This is a genomic window from Nocardia sp. NPDC004722, assembly GCF_053601505.1.
In genome coordinates this window covers 1-4,005 of sequence record NZ_JBSGBY010000707.1, presented here as the reverse complement: position 1 = coordinate 4,005, position 4,005 = coordinate 1, and the positions used below count along the sequence as shown (strand labels likewise).

Here is a 4,005-nt window from a genome sequence, read left to right as displayed (position 1 = left end):
ACCTGCGCCGCGATCCCGTCACCGCCACCGCCCGGCTGCTGGTCGCCGCGGGCGTGCTCACCCCGGCCGAGATGAGCAGCCGCTACGACGAGATCGGGGAGCAGGTCGCCAAGGCCGCCGAAAGCGCCTGGAACGAACCAAAATTGACGACGGCGGCCGCGGTCATGGCGTCGCTGGCACCGGCCCGCCCGACGGTGGTGCGCACCGATACGCTGCGCTCCCGCGCCGACGCCGACCGCAACGGCGGCACCCCGGAGCCCGGAGCCGAAACCGCTGCCGGGCAGTCGATCACGGCAGGCGACGGACTGACCCTCGCGCAGGCGGTCAATCAGACCCTCTCGGGGTTGCTGACCCGAGACCCGGATGTACTGGTCTTCGGCGAGGATGTGGGCCGCAAGGGCGGCGTCTACGGCGTCACCAAGGGCTTGCAGCAAAACTTCGGTGTCCGAAGGGTTTTCGACACGCTGCTCGACGAGCAGAGCGTCCTGGGCACCGCGCTCGGGGCGGCGCTGGCGGGGTTCGTGCCGATTCCGGAGATCCAGTACCTGGCGTATGTGCACAATGCCGAGGATCAGCTACGCGGGGAGGCGGCCACGCTGTCGTTCTTCTCCGGGGGCCGATACCGCAATCCTCTCGTGGTGCGCATCGCCGGACTCGCCTATCAGAAGGGCTTCGGCGGGCACTTCCACAATGACAATTCCCTTGCCGCGCTGCGGGATATCCCCGGCCTGGTGATCGCCGTCCCGGCTCGCGCCGACGACGCGGCGGCCATGCTGCGCACCTGCGTGTCGGCCGCGCGCGTGGACGGACGGGTGTGCGTATTCCTCGAGCCGATCGCGCTGTATCACACGCGCGACCTGTATCGCGCCGGTGACGGCGCCTGGCTGGCCCCGATTTCCGGTGTGCGCCATGCCGATATCGGGCGGGCCCGGGTGCACGGGACCGGCGCGCATCTGACCATCGTCAGCTTCGCCAACGGCGTGCCCATGAGCCTGCGGGTGGCGCGGCGGCTGGCGGCGCACGGCATCCACGCCCGGGTGCTGGATCTGCGCTGGCTGGCCCCGCTGCCGGTGGAGGATCTGCTCGATCACGCGCGCGCCACCGGCCGGGTGCTCATCGCGGATGAAACCCGCCGCAGCGGCGGCGTTTCCGAGGCGGTGTGCACCGCACTGCTGGATGCCGGTTTCGACGGCCCGCTCGCGCGGGTGACCAGTGCCGACAGTTTCGTGCCGCTGGGACCCGCGGCGTCGACGGTGCTGCTGGACGAGGCCGCGATCGAGGCGGCCGCCCGCGCGCTGCTGGCCGCTCCCGCGGCCCGCTGACAGGGCTCGGTAATGAGGGGTGGAGCCGGGGCCTGCTCGCGGAAGTACCAGGCTCCACCCGCCATCGACGCCGGTCCGGTCGGCGTCCCGGTGCCGCCGAGGGAGCGACACACAGATTATCTACGTAACAACTACGTAGATACGTAGATACCGGAGATCCGGCTCCGGCGCAAGGCCCCGAGGACACGCACGGCGATCGATCACGGAGAAGATCACAGTTGCCAGAGGCCGTGCCATCCGCCACGTCGCCTCCCGTCGCGGCGCGAACGGTAAGCCTGCCCTCAGTTTCGCCCTCTACACTCGAGCGCACGTCACGGGAGGAACAACGTATGCGAGCAGCGCGGGTGTGGCCATGAGCGTCGCCCTCTGCCTGATGCTCTACGGATTCGCGGTCGCGGTGCTGGCGCCCCGGCTGCTGGGCCGCTTCACCGTCGACGGAGCCGCGCCGCGCATGGCCGTCGCCGCCTGGATCGCCGCCATGGTCTCCACCCTGCTGGCCTGGACGGTGACCCTCGCGATTCTCGTCATCGACCTCATCACGCATCGCATCTCGCTGTTCCCGGCCCGATTCATGGACAGCTGTCTGCTGCACCTGCACGACGCCGCCGTCGGCGACTACGGCGGGCCGCTGCAGACCGGGCTGCTGGTGCTGTCCGGATTCGCTTCGCTCGCAGCGACTCTGGTGGCCTACCGGCTCGCCGCCACCCTGTTGCGCTCGCGCCGGCGCACCCTCGAGCACGCGCGCATGGCCCGGGTGGCCGGACGCCACCACCCCGACCTCGACGCCGTCGTCCTGGATGTCGATCATCCGGCCGCGTATTGCGTTGCGGGCAAACCGCATACGATCGTCGTGAGCCGCGGCGTGCTGACCGCGCTCGACGACCATCACGTCGACGCCGTCCTCTCGCACGAACGCGCCCACCTCGAGGGCCGCCATCACCTGCTGCTCACCCTCACCCGCGGCCTGGCCACGGTCATGCCGCGCATCGACCTGTTCACCGTCGGCGCGTCGGAGGTGGCCCGCCTGCTCGAGATGCTCGCCGACGACGCCGCGGCCCGCATCCACGGCCGCGCCACCGTGCTGGCCGCCCTGCTCACCCTGTCCACCCTCGACACCCCGCCCGCCACGGCCGAGGCGGCGCTGCTCCCGCGCGTGCGCCGCCTCGCCGAACCACTCGACCCGCCGCGGCTACATACCCGGGTGGCGGCCACCGTGGGCGCGCTCACGGCGGTCGCCATCCCGGTGGCCGCCATCATCGCCGCGGGCATCGGCATCGAGGTCTGCGCGCTCTAGGTCCGAGCGCTCCAACCGGTGCAACGCCATCGCCGCGCATCCGCCGATCACCGCCAGCCCGAGCCACACCAGCCGATCCGCGCCCGCTCCGCGCGCCGCGCCCAGCAACGCGCCGGTGCCGAGGTTGCCGAGCAGGATGCCCACCCCGACCACGGTGTTGTAGAAGCCGTAATGGGTTGCCACCAGACGATTTCCCGACAGCGAGACGACGGTGTCCATCTCGAACGGGAACACCGCGGCCGTCCCCACCGCCAGCACCGCCGCACCCAGCAGCAGTGCGCCGCTCCCGACCGCCGCACCGAAGCGGCCACCGGGCACGATCGCCAAGGGCAGGAACGCGACGCCCAGCAGCGCCACGCCCACGACCAGCCCGCGCCCGGTCCCCCACCGCCGCCGGAACCACGCGGTGATGCGCAGCTGCCCCGCCACCGCGACCACACCGGAGACGACGAACAGCGCCGAGGTGACCGCCTGCGCGTGCGCGCCCGCCAGATACCGCGCCTGCAACGGCAGTGCCAGATACACCTGAAACGACAGCACATACGAGCCGACCATCGCCACCGCGAACGCCACGAAACGCCGGTTCGCCGCGACCGTCCGCCAATCCTCGAGCACCGAGGTGGGCACGGCGGAAACTGAACGCCGCGGCGGCAACGCGCACAATTGCGCGATCGTCAACGCCGCGAACACCACCGCCGCCGCCCCGGCCGTGACCCGGAAATCAATGACCAGCAACGCCAGTCCCACCAGCGGTCCCGCCAGCATGCCCGCCTGATAGAAGACGTTGAACACCGCGAACGCCTCCACCCGCCGCTCGCCCGCCTCGACGGCGAGATGGGCGCGCACGGCCGGATTGAACAGCGCGCCCGCGAAGCCGGTGGCCGCCGAGGCGATCAGCAGGCCCGGCAGCGACGAGGCGAACACCAGCAGCGCGAAACCCGCTGTGCGCAAGAGACATCCGGCGACGATCAGCGGTTTGTAGCCGAGCCGGTCGGCCAGTGTGCCGCCCAGCAGGAACATGCCCTGCTGCGAGAAATTGCGGACGCCCAGCACCAGCCCGACCGCCCACGCCGCCAAACCCAGTGGCCCCGACAGGTATCCGGCAAGGTACGGCATCAGCATGTAGAAGCCCAGGTTGATCCCGAACTGATTGACCATCAGCAACTGTGCGGCCCGGTCGAAGCCACGGAAGTTCGCCAGGATGCTCACGCCGAGGCTCCCGGCAGCGCGGCCGCGGCCGGGATCCGCGGGTCGATCACCGTCGTGCAGCGCGTCCACCGCGACACTTGCCGTTCCCGCGGATGGCCGATCACGTCAGGCGCTGCCGGCGGCACGGCGTCGAGCAGACCGTGTGCGGCGCAATAGGAATCGTTGTAGATCGTATCGAAG

At 70.8% G+C, this 4,005-nt stretch carries 3 protein-coding genes and 1 pseudogene; 2 read left to right on the top strand and 2 right to left on the bottom strand.

What is annotated here, in order from left to right; genetic code table 11:
- Positions 1–1,322 (top strand): alpha-ketoacid dehydrogenase subunit beta (locus ACWELQ_RS40290; RefSeq protein WP_452402254.1); only part of this gene is annotated, 1,322 nt, incomplete at its 5' end.
- A 352-nt stretch (positions 1,323–1,674) separates the two neighbouring features.
- Positions 1,675–2,616: a M56 family metallopeptidase gene (locus ACWELQ_RS40285; RefSeq protein WP_452402253.1), complete on the top strand. Its 942-nt coding sequence runs from the start codon at positions 1,675–1,677 to the stop codon at positions 2,614–2,616.
- On the opposite strand, the gene ACWELQ_RS40280 is transcribed toward ACWELQ_RS40285, so the two are convergent.
- Together ACWELQ_RS40280 and ACWELQ_RS40275 are read right to left on the bottom strand one after the other, a co-directional pair.
- Entirely contained in the window at positions 2,512–3,774 is a 1,263-nt protein-coding gene (locus ACWELQ_RS40280) for an MFS transporter (protein WP_452402255.1), read from the bottom strand. The two genes, ACWELQ_RS40285 and ACWELQ_RS40280, sit on opposite strands and share 105 nt — an antisense overlap.
- Before the next feature lie 47 nt (positions 3,775–3,821).
- A pseudogene (locus tag ACWELQ_RS40275) lies at positions 3,822–4,005 on the bottom strand (pyridoxal-5'-phosphate-dependent protein subunit beta); the annotation flags it as partial.